The organism is Clostridium ihumii AP5, from assembly GCF_000612845.1.
GTDB classification, from domain to species: Bacteria; Bacillota; Clostridia; order Clostridiales; family Clostridiaceae; genus Clostridium_J; species Clostridium_J ihumii.
The window spans coordinates 20657-40244 of record NZ_CCAT010000087.1 but is presented as its reverse complement, the minus strand read 5'-3'; the positions used below and the strand labels follow the sequence as shown (position 1 = coordinate 40244).

General features: G+C 28.7%; 14 protein-coding genes and 1 riboswitch. Of the genes, 2 read left to right on the top strand and 12 right to left on the bottom strand.

Translation table 11 applies throughout. The features are described from left to right. Positions 1-575: 575 nt before the first annotated feature. From kamE to kal, 8 genes are all read right to left on the bottom strand, one after another. Positions 576-1364, bottom strand: a complete 789-nt coding sequence (gene kamE / locus BN346_RS19530) for a lysine 5,6-aminomutase subunit beta (protein ID WP_040330787.1) — start codon at positions 1362-1364, stop codon at positions 576-578. Beyond that, positions 1364-2920, bottom strand: coding sequence for a lysine 5,6-aminomutase subunit alpha (gene kamD / locus BN346_RS19525; protein ID WP_040330786.1), 1557 nt, complete (start codon positions 2918-2920; stop codon positions 1364-1366). The genes kamE and kamD overlap by 1 nt, the downstream gene beginning before the upstream one ends. 346 nt (positions 2921-3266) lie before the next feature. Further along, the gene (gene kamC, locus BN346_RS19520) at positions 3267-4727 is read right to left on the bottom strand and encodes a lysine 5,6-aminomutase reactivase ATPase KamC (RefSeq protein WP_040330785.1); all 1461 of its coding nucleotides are present in this window, start codon (positions 4725-4727) and stop codon (positions 3267-3269) included. A 2-nt stretch (positions 4728-4729) separates the two neighbouring features. Beyond that, entirely contained in the window at positions 4730-5752 is a 1023-nt protein-coding gene (gene kamB / locus BN346_RS19515) for a lysine 5,6-aminomutase reactivase subunit KamB (protein WP_040330784.1), read from the bottom strand. Positions 5753-5784: 32 nt separating this feature from the next. Then, the gene (gene kamA / locus BN346_RS19510) at positions 5785-7083 is read right to left on the bottom strand and encodes a lysine 2,3-aminomutase (RefSeq protein ID WP_040330782.1); all 1299 of its coding nucleotides are present in this window, start codon (positions 7081-7083) and stop codon (positions 5785-5787) included. A gap of 61 nt (positions 7084-7144) precedes the next feature. Continuing rightward, the gene (gene kdd, locus BN346_RS19505) at positions 7145-8191 is read right to left on the bottom strand and encodes an L-erythro-3,5-diaminohexanoate dehydrogenase (RefSeq protein ID WP_040330781.1); all 1047 of its coding nucleotides are present in this window, start codon (positions 8189-8191) and stop codon (positions 7145-7147) included. A 203-nt stretch (positions 8192-8394) separates the two neighbouring features. After that, entirely contained in the window at positions 8395-9213 is an 819-nt protein-coding gene (gene kce / locus BN346_RS19500; RefSeq protein ID WP_040330780.1) for a 3-keto-5-aminohexanoate cleavage enzyme, read from the bottom strand. A 222-nt stretch (positions 9214-9435) separates the two neighbouring features. Beyond that, on the bottom strand, positions 9436-9816 hold the full coding sequence (kal, locus tag BN346_RS19495) for a 3-aminobutyryl-CoA ammonia lyase (RefSeq protein WP_040330779.1): 381 nt from the start codon (positions 9814-9816) through the stop codon (positions 9436-9438). 153 nt (positions 9817-9969) lie between these two features. Further along, positions 9970-10153: riboswitch (Lysine riboswitch) on the bottom strand. A gap of 343 nt (positions 10154-10496) precedes the next feature. Here kal and BN346_RS19490 point away from each other — a divergent pair. Continuing rightward, complete coding sequence (locus tag BN346_RS19490; protein ID WP_040330778.1) at positions 10497-11450, top strand: transposase; 954 nt, start codon at positions 10497-10499, stop codon at positions 11448-11450. A gap of 245 nt (positions 11451-11695) precedes the next feature. Here the strand turns inward: BN346_RS19490 and BN346_RS19485 are convergent, their stop codons facing one another. Continuing rightward, entirely contained in the window at positions 11696-12853 is a 1158-nt protein-coding gene (locus tag BN346_RS19485) for a DUF819 family protein (RefSeq protein WP_040330777.1), read from the bottom strand. Between the two features lie 135 nt (positions 12854-12988). Further along, the gene (locus BN346_RS19480) at positions 12989-14467 is read right to left on the bottom strand and encodes a cell wall-binding repeat-containing protein (RefSeq protein ID WP_040330776.1); all 1479 of its coding nucleotides are present in this window, start codon (positions 14465-14467) and stop codon (positions 12989-12991) included. A gap of 450 nt (positions 14468-14917) precedes the next feature. On the opposite strand from BN346_RS19480, the gene BN346_RS20780 reads away from it, so the two are divergent. Then, positions 14918-15841 (top strand): complement C1q domain-containing protein, encoded by a 924-nt coding sequence (locus tag BN346_RS20780; RefSeq protein ID WP_051540538.1) that lies wholly within the window; start codon positions 14918-14920, stop codon positions 15839-15841. A gap of 164 nt (positions 15842-16005) precedes the next feature. On the opposite strand, the gene BN346_RS19470 is transcribed toward BN346_RS20780, so the two are convergent. Further along, on the bottom strand, positions 16006-18933 hold the full coding sequence (locus BN346_RS19470; protein ID WP_040330775.1) for a cell wall-binding repeat-containing protein: 2928 nt from the start codon (positions 18931-18933) through the stop codon (positions 16006-16008). 246 nt (positions 18934-19179) lie between these two features. Then, complete coding sequence (locus BN346_RS19465; protein WP_040330774.1) at positions 19180-19392, bottom strand: hypothetical protein; 213 nt, start codon at positions 19390-19392, stop codon at positions 19180-19182. Positions 19393-19588 lie beyond the last annotated feature (196 nt).

Below are 19588 nucleotides of genomic sequence, written 5' to 3'. Positions count from 1 at the left end.
TTTTTTTCTACTTTTCATAAACCTTAATATTTATTTTATTTAAGTAAATTTACTAAGCATAAATAATTTATTTATATATGCATATTTCTTATATTATTCAACATAAATCTTCATCTGAAAACTATTTCATTTACTTTTGCCCTAAGTATAAAACCTTTACACTTATAAACTTTATATTAATTATAAATTTAAATTTATATTATTTAACTAAATCTAAATTCAACTTTATATACTATTAAATTTACACATGAAAATTGATAAATTCACCTAAATTTACTTCATATTATTAAATATATAACACCTATATTTTATGTTTTATAATTTATTTTCGAATGTAAAAAAGTTTTTTTATCTTTTTAAATTTAAATTTACTTATATAGTAAAATAATCTTTGTTAATATTTTATTCAAATTTAGTTCTATTTTTTATTATTGTTGTATCATTTTTATATAAATCGCTCTTATTTTGTATAAGTCTATATTTTTTAGCCTGCATTGTTACAATTTTTTATACTTCTATGAATCAAAAAAAGCAAAGAACATATTTTTTAGTTCTTTGCCTTTTATATATTTAATTTATATTAAGCCTCTTTCTACTATTTCAGTTACTGCAAAACTTGCTACATCATCTGCATATTTTCCTGGACCAAATCCAGCATCATATCCAAGTTCTTTTGCAAGTTCATGAGTAATTCTTGGACCTCCACATATTAATATAACTTTGTCTCTTAATCCTTCTGCTTCTAAAAGTTCTACAAGATTTGTTAAGTTTTTAATGTGAATATCCTTTTGTGTTACTGTTTGAGATACTAATAGTACATCTGCTTTTAATTCAATTGCTTTCTTTATGAATTCTTCATTTTCAACTTGGCTTCCAAGATTATATGCTTCAATCATTCCATATCTTTCAAGTCCATAATGTCCAGCAAAACCTTTCATGTTCATAATAGCATCTATTCCAACTGTATGAGCATCAGTTCCTGTACTTGCCCCTACTATTACAACTTTTCTCTTTATGTGTTCTTTTATATATTCACTTACTTCTGCCATATCCATAGTGTCAACTTCAACAGTTTGAACATGAATTTCTTCATAGTTTACTGTATGAACTAAAGAACCATAAACTACATAAAAAGTGTATTCTTTATCTAATGGTTCATGATGTGCAACGTTAGGATTTTCAAGTCCCATTGATTTTGCAAGTTGAACAGCAGCCTCAACACCTCTTTCATCATCTTGAACTGGAAGTGTAAAACTTACTTGAACTTTACCATCATTCATTGTATCTCCATATGGTTTTAATTTAGTTAAATCAAGAGTTTTATCAAAGTCTTTATTTTCAGTTGAATATAATCCGCCACTCATTATCTTGCACCTCCTAACATTAATTCTATGAATGGGTTAAAGTATTGTTCATCTTTTTCAACAACACCTTGAAGTCCCTTTCCTCCATTAAGAGGTCTTTTTATGCCTGCAAATTTTCCTTGTTCTATTGTACTAAATAGTCCTTCTTTTTCTATTTCATGTAATAAATCTGCTGCTTTAGTTAATACTTCTGCAGCTCTCTTATCCATTATTCCGCCATCTTTAAATCTTATTTCATCGCCTAAATCTTTCATTGTATTAAAAATATATTGAGCATTTTCTATTGATAAAGCTCTATCACTCATAAATGGAGTGTGTATTGCTTCTGTTAACATTCCAAGTAAGTGAAGTTTTTGTCCTGTTAGTATAGTAACTATGTTAAATAAAGCATCTTGAACATGACCTTTAAATATATTACCAGTCATAAATTTAGTTGGTGGCATATATTTTAATGGTGCTTTAGGGAATATTTCTCTTGCCATTTGTGCTTGTGCAAGTTCATATAAGAATCCATTTTCAACATTTGGATTTATTTCAAAAGCATGTCCAAGTCCCATTTGTTCTTCTGGAAGTCCAGCAAATAATGCAAATTGTTCATTTATAAATTGTGAAGCTAAAACTGTATGTGCTTCTTCAACTGCATCTGCTGTTGTTAGGTAGTTATCTTCTCCTGTATTTATTATAACTCCTGCATATCCATTTATTATTCTTGAGAAGTATTGGTCTACTATTGTTCTTTGCATATTTATATCTCTAAATAATATTCCATACAATGCATCATTAAGCATTACATCAAGTCTTTCTAATGCTCCCATTGCTGCAATTTCAGGCATACAAAGTCCAGAACAATAGTTACATAATCTTATGTATCTTCCAAGCTCTTCACCAACTTCATCTAGTGCTTCTCTCATAAGTCTAAAGTTTTCTTGTGTTGCAAATGTTCCTCCGAAACCTTCAGTTGTAATTCCATATGGAACATAGTCTAAAAGACTTTGTCCTGTTGTTCTTATAACTGCTATGATATCTGCACCTTGTTTTGCGGCTGCCCTTGCTTGTGTTATATCTTCATATATATTTCCTGTTGCTACTATTACATATAAATAAGGACCCTTTTTATCTCCAAACTCATCTAAATAAGTTTCTCTTTTTCCTCTATTAACTTTTATTTTTTCAACATATTCCTTAGCAACTTTATTTATCTCCATTTTAACTTCAAAGTCATCATGCATAGGTATTTTAGTTAAATCCAATTCACCTTTTGAAACTTTTTCAGCGATTTCTTGTGGAGTAAGACCAGTTTTAATCATAGCATTACCTATAAATCTAGCTGCTCCTATTCCTAATCCATTATTATTTTTTATATTATCAACAACTACATTTGGTAGTGGTACTCCAAACTCGTCTACATTGTCTATTCCTAAAAGTCTACAAACAGTTCTCTCAACTGCAACTGTTGTATGTCTATCTATAAACTCTTGAGTCTCTTTTGCTATGTTTCTAGCTGATTCCCTAGCGCTATTAACAAGAGCTTGATCTAAACTTAATTTACTTTCCATCATGCCATACCCCCTACTTTAATTTAACAGATAATAGATAATAAAAACTAAATAATTAATATAAAAAAACAAACCTAATTTCCATTTAATCTTAAAATTTTTACCTAACATTTTAATACTCTAATCTATCTTTACACATTTACTTAAACTAAATGTTAATCTTGTTTATTTTTTTAATATATATCACTTAATTTAAATCATCTATTATCTATAAATAATCTATTTAAAATAACCCCTACAAGAAGATAACTTATATCTTTTATCTTTCTTGAATTTTTAAAGCTTTTAGTCACTATATATAGTATAATTCTATATTTGTCACTTTTTATAAACTTATTAATGTGTTCTACTTATAATACTCTTTAGCTATGTCTACAATTTCATTATCTAACCCTAAAAGCATAGCTATATTAAGCGCATCCTTAGGAACTTTGTTTTCCCTGGATACTTTTTCTATTCTATATTCCATGTGTTCTTGTATTATTTCTACTGATTTAGTTTTATTTAAATCAATTTTAAACTTTAAATTATTAAAGTTCATATTTTTAAGTCCTACAACTTGGTAATGTTCCATATTTTCTTCAACTACACCATCATAATGTGTTGAAATTAAGCTTATGCTATTCATTTTATTTAAATATAGTGCTACTGATTTTACTAAATAAAATCCTTCTTTAGGATTTGTCCCTCTTGCAAATTCATCCAAGGCTATAAACCCATCACCTCGTTTTGCACACTCAACAACTTCCTTTAGTTTTATAATTTCAGCTCCAAAAGTACTTAATCCCTTTGAAATTGACTGCATATCATCTGATATAAAATGTATAAAATCCAAAATTGGAAAACATGCTTCCTTTGCAAAGACGAAAAATCCCATTTGACCTAATAATAAATTTAAAACTATAGTTTTTAGAGTAACACTTTTTCCACCCATGTTAGCTCCAGTTATCACCGTAGTCCCTTTCTTTAAATCTATAGTTTGACTAGTAAAAACTTTGTTCTGTTTTGACAATATAGATTTAACTTCTGGATTGAATGCATCTACAAACTTAATCTCCATATTATTTATTATTTTAGGCCTAACCGCATTATATTTAATTGCCATCATAGCTTTAGCTATAATAAAATCTAGTTTTCCTATGCATTCCATGTTTTTCAAAATAGACTTCCCATAGTTACAAATTTTTGATGTTAGAGTTCTTCTTATTTTTAATTCTTCATTTTCTTCTTCTATAACTATAAGTAACCTATCTTCTTTTAATCTAGCTATTGTCTCTTCATCAGAAGATCCAAATATTCTTTTTTCTATTTCACTTTTTCTTTTTCTTATATCTTTTAATTCTTCTGAATAACTGTCGTATATATAAAATGTTGATAATCTCTTATTGTCTGGATCCAAAATCTCCAAAACATCATTTAATTGGTCAAGATTTAATTCTTCGATTCCTAAATTCAAACTATCAACTATGATTTTTAAATCTTCAACTATCATTGAAAAATATTTTATTTCATATAATTCAACTTCATCTAAAACTTCATTATTCATAGCTCTTTTAATTGAATTTTTGATGTCTTTAACTCTCATTAATAGTCTTAATATCTTTTTAAAATCATTGTCATTATTTTTTATAGAATTAATAACTTTCTCTAAATTATCAAAGCCTTCTATTAAAATATCTTTTTCACATCTTTTATAGGTTTTTATTTTTTTCTTTTCTTCTATTCCATAAAAAGTTATGGTTTGAAGTTCTTCCATAAGGAAATTAAAGCCTATTTGACTTCTTTGCTCATTATCTAAAAACTTCATAACTATATACCTCCAACTACATCAAAAACTGGTATATCAATTTTTTCTTTCAAGGCTTTTACAAATTTAACCTTATCAAATTCATACCCATATGGCGACTTTGGATTTGTAGTAACACATAGAACTTTTATTGATTTTAAAACTTTGATACATCCACCTTGCTTTGTAAATTTATATAACGTTTCCTTTGATATAAACAGTTTTGTTCCATCTTCACAAAGAAAAATAACATTTTTATACATAGGTGTTAATTTCATAATATCTTCTATTAAGCTTTCAGTAAAAACGCCTTTTATACATACATACACTGAATTTTCGTCTAAAAGCGATACAATTTCCTTAGCTGCATCTAAGGATGTTTTAACATCTAAAGTTTTAAAACTTAAGTCCTTATATATAACACCAACTCTTACATTTTTTAGCTCTTCCTCACATATTCTTAAAACTTCCTTATCTGTTTCATGGGGCAAACTCAAAAGTTTTACCGTATGTGCTGTTTCTTCTACAACATTTAACATGCTTCTTGAAAGTGCTGCACCAGTAGATAAAATAGTAGCTTTTGTTATTGTGGGAGATGCAAAAGTTTTTCTATTTAATGCGCCGTCAACAATTACAAGATTACACCCTAAGTTTAGAAGTTCATTTTTTATATCAGCCATATAAGAGTTTACTGAAGGACCACCTAAGTCAACATATCCATCACTTAAAGCTCTACATATAACAATTTCTCCCATTGGAGTATTAATATTAGTAGTTTTTAGAATTTCCTTTGTAATATCACTATTAAGTAAACATTCTTTAGCTGTTGCTATAATTGTGTTTTTCTCAATATATATTCGTGGTTTTTCAGTTGCTGTTACTCTGTCCAGTTCTTCTCCATCTCGCCCTATTGAAGTAAGCCCTAGGGAATATTTTCCCCTAGACTTATTCAATATTTCATTTAATGTAGTGGTCTTACCTACATTTTTATTCATGCCGATAATGGATAAACTATCATAGTCTTTAATTAAGTCTAAAATCTCCATATTTTAAAGCAGAATAAATTATTCTGTAGCTTCTATTTTTCCTTTACCGCTGCAGCTTCACAGCATGAACCACATTCTGAACTGCAACTACTGTGTCTTTTATTTCTTTCAAGACCAACTGGTTCCATAGCCATTGCTTGTCCGTTTAATAATCCAGCAACTCCAACTTTATGAACCTCTTTTTCACCTCTACAAACTTCACAGTGACACTCTGATACATATTCTGTTGGTTGTGTATAAGTTGTTATAACACCTTCAAAGTTTCTTAAGATTACTTTTTCTGGGCTTTCAGATATAACATAGTTTGGCATAACTGGAGTTTTTCCACCGCCACCAGGAGCATCAACAACAAATGTTGGTATGCAGAATCCTGAAGTATGTCCTCTTAAGCCTTCTATTATTTCTATTCCTTTAGATACTGGTGTTCTAAAGTGTTCTAATCCCATTGATAAATCACATTGGTAAATATAGTATGGTCTTACTCTTATCTTAACTAATTCATTAACTAATTTTTTCATTACATGTACGCAATCATTAACGCCTCTTAATAAAACACTTTGGTTTCCTAATGGAATTCCTGCATCAGCAAGCATTGCACATGCTCTTGAAGATTCTTCTGTTATTTCATTTGGATGATTAAAGTGAGTGTTTAACCATACTGGATGATATTTTTTAAGCATTCCTACAAGTTCTGGAGTAATTCTTTGTGGTAAAACTACAGGAGTTCTTGAACCAAGTCTTACTATTTCAACATGAGGAATCTCTCTTAATTTTTTAATGATATACTCTAAAACATCATCATCAACTAATAAACAATCTCCACCAGATAATAAAACATCTCTAACTTCAGGTGTATTTCTTATATACTCGATAGCTTTATCAATTCTTTCCATTGGCATAGCATTATCGCTTTGTCCTGCAAATCTTCTTCTTGTGCAGTGTCTGCAGTACATTGAACACATATCAGTTATTAGTAATAATACTCTGTCTGGATATCTATGTGTTAATCCTGGAACTGGTGAATCTGTATCTTCGTGTAGTGGATCCTCTAAATCAGCACTAGCTTTATGTAATTCCAACGCTGTTGGTATTGCTTGTTTTCTGATTGGATCATGTGGATCATTTGGATCTATTAATGATAGATAATAAGGAGTTATAGCCATTCTTAATGTTTTTAAACATTGTCTAGCTCCTTCTTCTTCTTCTTCAGTTAAAGGTATATATTTTTTTAATTCTTCAACTGTTTCTATTCTATTTTTAACTTGCCATCTCCAGTCATTCCATTGTGCGTCCGTAACATCTTTAAATAATTCAGCTCTTCTATTTACCATGATTTTTGTACCCCCGTTTTTAACTAAAATTTACATATCCCCGTTTTTTAGTTTTTTTATATTAATTAGCATATAGCTCTTTAAACATATTTCTTAAATTTTCATTTTCTCTTAATTCTTGTAATGTTATTTCTGCATGACCTTTAGTGTATCCATTACCAACCATCATAGTTACATCTTTGCCTACACCTTCAGCTCCTAATGCAGCTTTTGCAAAACCTGTTGCCATTGAGAAGAAGTACACAGTTCCTTCATCTCTAACTGGAAGTATTGTTGACATTTCAGTATTTTGTACATTTACGCAGTTAAATGATACATCAACTTCTTTTCCATTATTATTAGCTAATGCTTTTTCCATTACATCAACTGGTTTTGTTGCATCGCCTATAACTATTTTTAATGTTGGACCGAAAGCTAATTTTTCAAGTCTAGTTGCTTCTTTTTCATCTCTAACTATTGCTATTACTGTTCCTGTTGGTCCTACTCTTTTAACAGCTTCATAACAACAAAGCATTCCTGATTTTCCTGCTCCACCTAGTATTAATACACTTTCACATGGTTTTACAAGTTTAGCAACTTGAGCTGGTGCTCCTGCTACGTCTAATGCAGCTAATGCTAATGTTTCTTCCATATCATTTGGAAGTTTTGCATATATTCCACTTTCAAATAAAACAGCTTTTCCTTTTATAGCAACTCTATCTATTTCTGGTTTTATGTCTATAATTTCATCTATTCTTAATGGTGTTAATGATAATGAAACTAAAGTAGCTATTTTATCTCCAACTTTTAAATCTATGTTTCCTTCTAATGCTTCACCTATTTTTTCAATAGTTCCTATTAACATTCCGCCTGAACCTGTAACTGGGTTTTGCATTTTTCCTCTTTCAGAAACAATTTCTATTATTTTAGCTTTTACTTTTTCTATATCATGTCCTGCTTCTTCTTCTATTTGAGTAAAACTTGCAGAATCAATATTTAATGCTTGAACATCTATTAATATTTCATTATCATAGATATTCATATCATTATCTACTTTTATTGCTGGTTGTGGTAAAACACCTTTTGGTTCTATAACTCTGTGTGTGCCGTATTTACATCCTTTTTTCATAACTGTACCCCTTTCAAATCTCTGTTACATTTTTTTCTAATTATCTTCACATAACATAAAATATATCCGTAATTTATACAAAATAATTCTAAATAAAAGTTTTTAATTTCTCATATAGTTCAAAATAATCTAATGGCTTATTAAATTTTTAATATTTATCCCCTAATATTAAATTTAATAACATCTCCAATTAAACTTTTGCTCTATATAAGTCCTAGTATTTCTCTTGCTTCCCTAGGTGTTGCTATTTCTCTTCCTAATTCTTTTGCAATTTTAGCTACTTTTTCAACTAATACTGCATTAGACTCAGCTAAAACACCTTTAGAAATATATACATTATCCTCAAATCCAACTCTAACGTGTCCCCCTGCTAAAATTGACATTGTAGCTAATGTAAATTCATTTCTTCCAATTCCTGAAACAGTATAAGTACTTCCACATGGAATACTATCTTTCATGAACAAGAAATCTCTCATATCTGCACTAATTCCGCCATTAACTCCCATTACAAAGTTAAAATGCATTGGTTTCTTTATAAAGCCTTTTTTCTCAAGTCTTATAGCCATGTCTATCATGCCCTTATCAAAAACTTCAATTTCTGGCTTAACATTAAGTTCTATCATTTTAGTTCCAAATTCTTTAATTGTATTTTCTGTGTTAACGAATATCTCGTCTCCACCAAAATTACAAGTTCCACAATCTAAAGTTGCCATCTCTGGTTTTAAATCAACTGGTTGAAGTCTTTCTGCATTTGACATCCCTACAGCCCCACCTGTAGATGGTTGTACTATTACATCACCACAACGCTTTTTAATTTCCTTCATGCAAGCTTCAAATCTATACTTACTTTGTGTTGGTGTTCCATCATCTTCTCTAACATGAAGATGAATTACACTTGCACCAGCTTTATATGCTTTATATGCTTCTTCACCTATTTCTTCAACAGTATAAGGAACATTTGGATTATTTTCTTTAGTTACCTCTGCACCGCATATAGCTGCAGTTATAATTAATTTTTCCATAACTTTCCCCTTTTCTATTTCAAATTAATTATATTGTTAAAAATTTAACAAATCCATCTTAAATTATTATTCTATTTATTAGCTCTACTTTATAAAATGTTAATAAAAAGAATTTTTTTCTATAAGTTCTATTGATTTTGTCTTGGTATATTGTATTTATAACTTGATTTTTATAATATGCAAAATAAGCTGTAATTTAAAATTTGATTTTATTTCTAGAGTCTATTTTCTTTTTTTATCTTTTGGTACTACACAAGTACCACTTGCTCTACAAACAACTATTGGTTCTTCTAATACATCACAAGCTGAATCGTTTACGTCTGGTCTTGGAACTATAACTTTTCTAGCTTCAAAAACCATTTTCCTTGAAGTATTTCCTACTTTTACGATTTCTCCAACAGCTTCGATATAATCCCCTGCATAAACTGGTGCTAAAAATTCTACGCTATCATAAGCTTTGAATAATCCCTCATCACCATCATTTTGGATTAATAATTCTGTTGCTACATCTCCAAATAATTGTAACATACGTGCTCCATCAACTAAGTTTCCACCGTAATGAGCATCATGTGCACTCATTCTTAATCTAATTAAAGATTTCATTAGTATCCCCTCCCCTATTGGTATTTCTAATTTTGGTCATAAAAAAAGATACTGAAATTTTCAGCACCTACGCATATAGAGTATTATGTTTTATCAATTAAACATTAAGCTTCTTAATACTCTATGAATGTAATGAAAATTTCTTAAACTCACTACATAAACAGCGCATCATAAAAAAACTTATGACAGTGATAGAAATATTCCTCTCTACCCCCAAGAATATGTTCAAGGCCAAACATACTCTTTCGGCAAATAATCCCTTCATAAAATACCGTCAGGTGTCCCCTTACCTTTCACATGTACTTACTATCCTATTATTTGCTCCTCTATTCATGTTTAATATTTGCTTATATTTTGCTTATACACAGAAGCATTTTCGGCTTCCTAAATATATTATAATATCCATTTTTTTAAAAATCAACAACGTTTTCAGAAAATTTTATTTTATTTTGATAATTCATAATTTAAGTAAAATTCCATTAGAAAATACGACAAAATATTACTTATAATTCCTTATTTGTAATTATATTTATATAACTTTCAAAATCATATTTTATTTCATCTTAAATTTTAAAAATACTATTCTTCTAATTGACATCAATTATCATTTTTCATGTTTAAATAAAATCCCATTGTCAATATTTATAAATAAGTATAAATATAAAAAAGGAGCGATTGTTTTGTCACGTCAAGCAAGAGTAACAGATTTAAATGGAATATATCATATAGTAATCCATGAATCAAAATCAAAACCATTATTTCCATCAGAATCAGATAAAGAAATGATGATGGAAAAAATAAGAGAAAGTCAAATAAAATATCAATTTAAAATCTATGCATATTGCTTAATGGACACCCATGCACACTTCATAATAGACTCCAATGGAGAAAAAATCAGCACAATAATGAAAAGTATAGGACTTAGGTATGTAAAATACTATAATCCTAAATATGACACAAACGGACCACTACTAAAAGAAAGATTTTTTAGTGAAGTAATAAATACGGATGAATATTTACTAAAAGCATCACTATACATACATGCTAATCCAAAAGACATATTTGGATACAGTGAAATGCCTGAAACATATAGATTTTCAAGCATGCGTTGTTACCTCGGAAATGAAGATGAATTTGGAATATTAGATACAGACTTTATACTAAGTATATTATCAATAAACTCTAGATATGCAGTAGAATCATACGTAAAACTATTCAAACACACATTAATACAAAAAGTATCACACTTTAAAGAATTAGATCTATCAACCACACTAACAATCAACAACAGAAAAATAGAAATAAAAATAAACGATAAGAAATTTGGAATAACAAGAAAAATACTAAAAAGAAACTTTGATGTAGAACAAATAATAAACTTCGTAGAAAAAGAAACAGGAATAACAAGAAGTTCATTCCTAACAAAAGCAGATCATGGAGTAAAAACACCAAAAGCACTATTCATACTACTAACAGGAATATACACAGAAAAAACAACCTATGAAATTGGACATATACTAGAAGACATGTCCATAGAAGAAGTAAATGCCCTAAGCAATGAAGGCATTCACTTAGTACTACATGAAGATAAATACAAAAACATAATTGAAAAATTTTATAGTGAAAATAAATAGCAAAAAAATTTCACAACTAAAATAACGCTAAAAAATTTTCAAAAAATAGACATACTCTAATTACCTTTTCTGAAAGTGTACAAGCTATGCTAAATAACATATTAATCTCTCTAAAATTCATTTTCCCCTTAAAAATTACCCCTATTAAAGGTGACAGTCATCTAATATTCATCTAATATTGATTAATATTGATGACTGTCACCTTTAAATTATGACTGTCACTTTTAAATTAATGACTGTCACCTTTAAAGTAGAGATAGTATTTTGGCAACTAAAAGGCCTCCCCCTGTTCCTAGTACATATCCCATTAACGACATTAGCACTCCAATTGGTATTAGTGCTTCGTTATATGAAGCTGCTAATATTGGAGCAGATGCTAATCCTCCTATGTTTGATAAGCTAGCGATTCCACAAGTAAATAAATCTAATCTAAATACTTTTGCTATTAGTATTAATAATGCTCCATGTATTAAAAGTATTATAGTTCCTGATATTATATATATTGGAGCACCAGATATTTCTGTGAAATTTGCTTTTGATGCTATTAATGCCACAATTATATAAAGCATTAAATTTGCAAGTTCAGATGAGCTAGGTATTTTGGATATGGGTGTCATTGCAATTATTACTCCAATTAATGTTACCAATAGAATTGCTACGGTATTTCCTTGTATTATTTGATTTTCAGGAATAAGTTGACCAATTTTTGTAGCTATAGATGCTACACTTAAACTCATTCCTAGCATAAATATTAAATTTGTAAATGTTACTTCACCTTTTTTGTTATTATTTTTCATCGGATTATAACCTATATTATCTATAGATTTTGTATCTGCTTTTGTCCATTTATTAAACTTTGGTGCAAAAGATACCATCCATAGTAAAAGCATTACCCATAATGAGTAATTTACTGAATCCATAAGTAATGTATAACCTAAAAGTGAATCAGGGATACTTAGTGCATTTTGTACTGCAAGCATATTGCCTGTCCCACCTAACCAAGTTCCTGCTAATGCTCCAAATGCTTTCCATGCATTAGGTTCATAATAATTTTTAAATATAGAATATGTTAATATAAATGCTATAACTATTGTTGTTGCTGAAATTAGAAATGCAAATATCATCTTAGGTCCAAGTTTTATAATTTCTCTTATGTCACATTTTAACAGCATTAAAAATATCATCGCTAATAATAAATTATCCTTAACATTTAAATAAATAGATTGTATTTCTAAATTATCTTCCCATAATCCTAATGTTGAAAGTATCATTATTAAAAAATAAATTAATACTATTGAAGGTATATACTTAAAAATTTTAGATTTACTTTCACTTGTTATCATAATTACTATTGCTGAAAAAAATATTAAAAAGCTAATATACCCAGCTGCTGATTTAATCAAACTCATCGCCTCCAATATATTTAATTGTTTACCCTTTAAATATAATCAAGTTCTTTATGTTTTATTCTATTTAAATTTCAATTACTTACATAAAAAAAGACTTAATAGAATTTAGCATCTATTAAGTCTTTAAAATTATCTTATATCTATTACCCTAAATGGATCTTTTACTGCAACTGTTAATGTAACCTTATTTCCATATCCTTCTAAAGTTCCAGTATATGTGTATGTTCCAACTTTTCCAGTATCTATAGTAGTACTATTCCATTTTACCGCTACATCCTTCACACTTCCATCTGTCATTGTCGCTTTTACTGTTGTTGGAAATGTAAATTTATCACCTTTAGTTATCACTGTGTTAATATTATCTACTTTAGCTATATTAGCTATAACTTTAACTGTTAATGTAACATCATGTCCCATTGCTACACCTGTATACTTTTTAGTTCCAATTTCACTTGTATCTAGCTTACTTTCATTCCATTTAACTTCAATCTCTTTTTTGCTATTATCAGCTAAAATGGCCGTAACTGTTTCTGGTAATTTGGCTTCTGATTTATGCTTAACTTCAATGGATTTGTCCTGTACTTTAGAAACTTCACCATATCTCATTTCAACTTTTAAAACATCAAGTATATTATCACCAACAATCGCTTGTCCACCTAATGCATATATTTCTTTAGACATTTTTCCTACAATATATTGATATGTAACTTCTGGTACATAATTGCTTTCAGTTAATATAACTGGTGATTCATTTATTGCAGCCAATGAACTTCCTGCTAATGCATCAGGATAATTTCTACCAGTTGATAAATATATTTTATTATAATCTATATAAGTATCAAATCTTTTCATAACAGCAACATTAGTTTCATATCTATCAATACCAAATACTCTTTCACTATTTGGGAATTTGCTCATTACAGCATTATTAACTACTCCCTCACCACCGACAATGTAACTCTTTTTTATACTATTTTCATTTATAAAAGTACTTACTTCTGCTGGTAGATTATCCGTAGCTGTTAATATTATAGGCATTCCCATACTTGCAGCAATTGAACTTATTGATAATGCATCTGCATAATTGTATCCATATGCAACTGCAACTCCATTCTTAACACCAATTTCTTTAGCTACATTAATTGCAGTTTCATATCTATCTTTACCTTCTATTCTCTCTACTTTTCGACCAAATTTACTTAGTTCTTCAGAAATACTTTCACTTACAACTCCTGAACCACCTACAATAATCACCTTTTTAGGGTTTAATCTCTTTATTTCATCTTTAACTACTTCTGGCAAACTATTTGTTTCTGTTAAAAGAATTGGCGCTTCATTTTTTTTAGCTAATGGTGTAGCACTTAGCGCATCTGGAAAATCTCTTCCAGAAGTTAAAATAACAGTATTACTTCCATTTTTCCATCCTTTTTGAGATATTGCTACAGCGGTATCATATCTATTTCCAGTATCTCCGCCTGATAACCTCTCTGTCACTGAGTTCTCTATCTTAGATTTTTTACTTGCAGCATAAGTAACATTTATTCCACTAGCACTTATAACCATTGATAATGCTAACGCTACTAATAAACTTTGCTTTTTATTTATCATATTATCTCCTTCATTATAAACATGCACAAAGTATTTAAGTTTTAACACTTAGAGTTTCTATATTTTTTATATTAATTAGTAAAATTAACTCAATAAGTATTAACTAAACAAACTTAATTTATAGTTATACTTGGTCCATCTTATATCTTCATTCAATAGTAATTTAAATTTAAATTTTAAAAGTTAAATCTAAATTTGATTTTATATTTTCATATAATAATATTAATTATACAAAACTTCCCTATATTTATCGTATATAGTTATATATATTTTATCATTTTTTATTGTTTTTACAAAATGTTTTTATATTTTGCTTTAAAATTTATATTTTTATATTTAATTTTTCTTTTTAAAAGAATATGTAACAATTTGTTTTTTCAAGTCATAGTATATATAGAAAACATTAGAAAATAATGTTAAAGAATGTTAAACCATAGGAGGAGATTACGTATGAGTTTTAAATCACCTATAGATTTAAGTAGCTTAGATTGCAATACAAGACAAAAAATAGAAGCTGTTATGAATTTTATTAATTCTCAACAAAACAATGATTCTTGTGATAATTCTAACTTAGATGACAATACAAATAACTGTGAATATACTGACGATTGTTATCAAAGTGATTGTGATAATGACTATTGTTATGAAGATGATGGATGTCACTGTGGTGACATAGACCCTAATTGTGGTGGTTGTGCTTGCCCTGACAATCTTGTAGGTCCTAGAGGCCCTCAAGGTATTCCTGGACCTCAAGGTCCTCGTGGTCCTGTTGGCCCTCAAGGTCCTCAAGGTCCTAGAGGTTTAAGAGGTCCTAAGGGTTGCCCTGGTCCATGTGGTCCATGTGGTAACTGTGGTGCTTGTGGTGCTACTGGTCCTACTGGTCCTCGCGGTCCTCAAGGTCCTCAAGGTATACAAGGACCAGCTGGAAGAGTTCCTGCTGGATATGGAATATCTTTAGGTGCTGCTGAAGGTACTACTGGTCAAACAGTTGCAGCTAATAGTCCTATATCATTTAATAGAGTTATAACTTCAACTAGAAATGCTCAAGTTAACACTCCAACTAATCAAATTAGAATAAAAGAGCCTGGTTTATACTATGCTTCTTGGAATGTAAGTAACTTAAGTAATTGCCAAACAGCAGTAGGTTTATCTGTAGATAATTGTGTTATGGGTTCAAGTTGTTCAAGTGTTCCTGGTTCTGCAGTATCTGGATCAACATTATTTAGATCAAATGGATGTACTGTAGTTCAATTAAAGAACCTTGGCTCTGGTCCATTACTAATAGGTTGTTGCAATAATGGATGTTGTTCTACAAATTGTTCACAAACTATACCTTATGCTGCTAATATAACTATTTTTAGAGTTTCATGCTAATTATTTATAAGTGTCAATTCAAAAACTTGGATACTATTAAACGTGAAACTAGCTTTATATTGTAAATTATAACTTATTTTACAATATAATTTATTAAATAAATATTTTAGCTATTTCTAATTTAATCAAATAAAAAAGGTAGTTCATTTTGAACTACCTTTTTTTTAATTTATTATAATTAGTGCATCATTATCTGAAGATGGCTCTATTTTTCTTCTAAACTTAACTTCATATGGTTCCATTTCTAAGCTTCCAGAATAAATTCCTGTTACCTTTAATGTATAAATAACACTTGCTTCTATCGGTTCATCTAATTCTAATAAAACCTGACTACCTAATGATTTTACACTATTTACGTTTATAATTTCTTCATTTTGATAAGTTAATGAGTAATTGCTAGGAGTTTTTTCTCCACCGTCCATTAAATCACTGAATACTATATTTAAAGTTGAATAATTATCTTTCTCATCTTTTCTTGCTATAATTTTTTCTACTCTAGGTCTAATATTCGTTATATTAATTAAAGATTCATTTGGTAATATACTTACACCCGCAATATTTTTTAGATTTTTAACGTTCAATATATAATCCCCATTTTTATTTATTTCATCCGTTACAAGTGTTACATATCCGCCCATATTAGTACTTGTATATTTTGCAGACTTTATCTTAACATAATCTGATTCATCACTACTATTAAATAACATATAATTAGATACTAATTGTACACTACTACTATCCATCTTTTCATCAAATTCTATAATTATAGTTTTATTTCTTCCTTCTGAATCTTGTAGTATGGGTTTAGTCATACTTGGCCTAGATATTACACCTGTTTCTAGTGATATTTTTGTTGTTTCTATTTCTACTCCTGTAGAATCTTTTATTCCTTTAACTTGAAGTGTATATAATCCCTCTTCAGTTAATGTCTTACTTGTCACTGTTGCAATTTTAGTAATTTCGTTATATTCTGCACTTTCCATTTGTATGACAACATTATTCTCAGAAACTAATGAATAGTTTTTAAGATTTTTAACATCTTTTTCATTCATTGGTCTATCAAATTCGATTCTTATAATAAAATTATTTTTCCCGATTTTTCCTGGGTTATCATATGGCACTGGTGTAATTATCAATGGTCTATTTAAATTTAATACTAATTTACTTTCATATTGTTCCATAACATTTCCAATGGTATCTTTAACACCTTTTATTGTCATAGTACAAGTTCCATCTAAAATTACATTTTGTAATACAATTCTAACACTATCTTTGTTTAATGTGTCAAACTGTATTTCTCTAATCATATTTGCATCTGTTTTTCCTGTTGAATCTTTTATTACATAATTTGTTTTTGTTGTAGCTGTCTTTTCATCCATTCTTTTACTAAATGTAATATCTACAAATTTTACATTTTCATCAGATGTATTAGTAATTTCAAAATGTTTTACAACTGGTTTTGTAGTATCCTTTAAACTAATAGTCTTTGAATATGGCTCCATTATATTATTTGATAAATCTCTAATACCCTTAATTTCTAACTTATAATTTGAAGTATCATTAACACTTGGTGTAATTAAATGAATTTCTTCAGGATTTGTACTACTATATTCAGCTCTATATATAGTTAAAATATTGCCCTCTTTATCTGTTATTCTAAAATTAGTTTTATCTAATGCATCTTCTTCCTTTATAGCTTCATTAAATTTTACAGTAATTTTCTTTTTAACACTATTTGCTCCAGTTCCATCAACAATATCTAATACACTAACTGCTGATACTTTAGGCTTAACCTTATCTGTAACCTTATCCGTTACTTGTATATTCTTTCTGTTAAAACTTATTTGTATATTTTCTCCAACTACATTGCTAATTCTACCTTCTAAATGACTTATTTTGCTTTCAGTTAAATCACTTTTAAAAGTAAGTTGAACCTTATCATAACCATCTATACATTTAGCATCTATAATAGTTGTTCCTAAAATCTCATAATTTTCTTTATCTGATGCTGGCGTTTCCTTAACTATTCCATCAAATTCTAATATTATACTTCTTTTATCTTGAATAGTTAATGCTTTAACTTTAGTTGCTATTCTATCATCAAATATTTTAGAGTATTGAAGTAATATATCATTTGATACTGCTCCACCAACTCCAATAACTCCATTGGAAGTTATTCCTTTTAAATATTGTGATTGAGACGAGTTTACTTTATCTGAAACTAATATTAATGGCGATGACTTTTTAGCTGCAAGAGGTCCTGTTGTAAGTGCATCTACAGTTCCTGGTGGTGTACCTTGCGCTACATAACAATTTTCATATTCTAGATAGAAATTAAATTTTTGGAGTACTTTTAAGTTAGTGTCATATCTATCTTTCCCATAAACCCTTTCAACTCTTGGAAGCTCATTTACTACTTTATCATTTATGGTCTTATCTGATGCTATGACATAAGTTGCATCAGGATTTTTATTCAATATCCATTGCTTAACATTTGGAGTTATAGTCTTTTGGGATGCTAGTAGCATAGGCATGTTATTTAGTGCTGCTAAAGGTGCTGCTGATAAAGCATCTGCTCCTTGTGTACTTTCTTCACCAGATATAAGCATAACATCTGTTATATTTACAAATCTACTTAGTTCATTTGCTATTGCAATTGAAGTTTCATATCTATCTTTACCACCAAGCCTAGTAACCTTAATTCCCATAGATTTTATTTCATTTTCAACATTTTTATTTACTACTCCAGCTCCACCTGATATGTAAACATTATTTACTTTTAACCTTTTTAATTCATTTTTAGTTGCCACTGGAAGTTTGCTTGTTGTTGTTAAGAGTATTGGTCCATCAACAGCTTTAGAAAGTGGTGTACTACAAAGTGCATCTGAAAATCCTTCTCCATTTGCTATTATTGCTGTATTAGCCTTGTCCCATCCTTCTTGACTAACTTTAGCTGATGTTTCATATCTGTCTTTACCATATATTTTTTTCACTTCAGTTCCAATGTCAACCGCTCCAAATGTCGGTGTAGAATTGGCTATTATACCAATACTTAAAATTACTGAAGAAACTATTTTTGCTATTTTTTTCACATCATACTCCTCCCTTTTATTTTATAAACTATGCTTATTTTGTCTTTAATATTGCTTAAATTTTTAAATATGTTTTATCTTATAATTTAATTACAATATCTACATTATAATACATAAAAATATAAAATTTCATTTTAAATTTTCTTTTTTTGTATCATTATCACTTATTTTATCGTATTATTAATTTAAAAATTTACATAAATCTAAGCATTTACAGCACTTTTATAAGTTTTTAGTCAATGTAAATTATACCAAAAAAAATATAATAATAACTAAAATCTGTGCAAATATAGCACCCTTAACTTGTATAGGTAATAGTTTAAATTTATTTTTTAAACTTTTTACTTTATTAAATATCCAATCTTTTGTAGTATTATCAAACTTTCCAAGGAAAGCTCCACAATTTTCACAATAACTGTTTGCCTTATTCATCTTACATTTACACTTTATACATATCATAAGAAAATCCCCCATTTTAAACCCTAAATATAATAAAACCATAACTGTAGTGCTGTAAATGATTAAACGTTTTCAGACAATTCTATTATATCACCAAATATATGTAAATTTAAGGTTATTATATTTAATGTAGTTTTTGTGTAATATTTTGCAAAATAAGAAAAGCTTGTTATTCCCATATAACAAGCTTTTCACA

Bases quoted from the DNA above. Each gene is read 5' to 3' on its own strand.
- kamE (WP_040330787.1), bottom strand. From the start codon at position 1,364: ATGAGTGGCGGATTATATTCAACTGAAAATAAAGACTTTGATAAAACT.
- kamD (WP_040330786.1), bottom strand. From the start codon at position 2,920: ATGGAAAGTAAATTAAGTTTAGATCAAGCTCTTGTTAATAGCGCTAGG.
- kamC (WP_040330785.1), bottom strand. From the start codon at position 4,727: ATGAAGTTTTTAGATAATGAGCAAAGAAGTCAAATAGGCTTTAATTTC.
- kamB (WP_040330784.1), bottom strand. From the start codon at position 5,752: ATGGAGATTTTAGACTTAATTAAAGACTATGATAGTTTATCCATTATC.
- kamA (WP_040330782.1), bottom strand. From the start codon at position 7,083: ATGGTAAATAGAAGAGCTGAATTATTTAAAGATGTTACGGACGCACAA.
- kdd (WP_040330781.1), bottom strand. From the start codon at position 8,191: ATGAAAAAAGGATGTAAATACGGCACACACAGAGTTATAGAACCAAAA.
- kce (WP_040330780.1), bottom strand. From the start codon at position 9,213: ATGGAAAAATTAATTATAACTGCAGCTATATGCGGTGCAGAGGTAACT.
- kal (WP_040330779.1), bottom strand. From the start codon at position 9,816: ATGAAATCTTTAATTAGATTAAGAATGAGTGCACATGATGCTCATTAC.
- BN346_RS19480 (WP_040330776.1), bottom strand. From the start codon at position 14,467: ATGATAAATAAAAAGCAAAGTTTATTAGTAGCGTTAGCATTATCAATG.
- BN346_RS20780 (WP_051540538.1), top strand. From the start codon at position 14,918: ATGAGTTTTAAATCACCTATAGATTTAAGTAGCTTAGATTGCAATACA.
- BN346_RS19465 (WP_040330774.1), bottom strand. From the start codon at position 19,392: ATGATATGTATAAAGTGTAAATGTAAGATGAATAAGGCAAACAGTTAT.